The sequence below is a fragment of the Dellaglioa sp. CoH-55-MRSF-9 genome (genome assembly GCF_056782155.1).
In genome coordinates this window covers 1-294 of the sequence record NZ_JBXAYG010000053.1, presented here as the reverse complement: position 1 = coordinate 294, position 294 = coordinate 1, and the positions used below count along the sequence as shown (strand labels likewise).

The 294-nt window shown below is 52.4% G+C and carries 1 protein-coding gene; it reads right to left on the bottom strand.

All coding sequences use genetic code 11. From position 1 onward, the window contains the following. Positions 1 to 43 precede the first annotated feature (43 nt). Positions 44 to 294, bottom strand: a 251-nt coding sequence (locus AC1RPV_RS07755) for a hypothetical protein (RefSeq protein WP_481764193.1), incomplete at its 5' end; no start/stop codon positions are given.

The window sequence follows — 294 nt, the reverse complement described above, 5'->3', positions numbered from 1 at the left end:
AGCCGCGCACCAAAGCAAAATCAAACTGATTGTGTGAATCATATCACCTCACAACTTGGTGCGCAACACCAAGAGATTTCTGTTCGAGTGCCATACGCAGCAGTTCCTGTGCGTCGATGATCGTGTTGTGCAGAATGCGAATCTGTTTGCGCTTGCGCTCTATGAACGCGTCGCGTGCGGCTTCCTTGGTGCGATGCGCGTACTGCTTCGTCCACGACAGATTCACGAACCGTTCACGGTCCTCGTAATGATCTAGAAACCAGAAACCGTGCGGAGTCATACGCAGCACCGGAT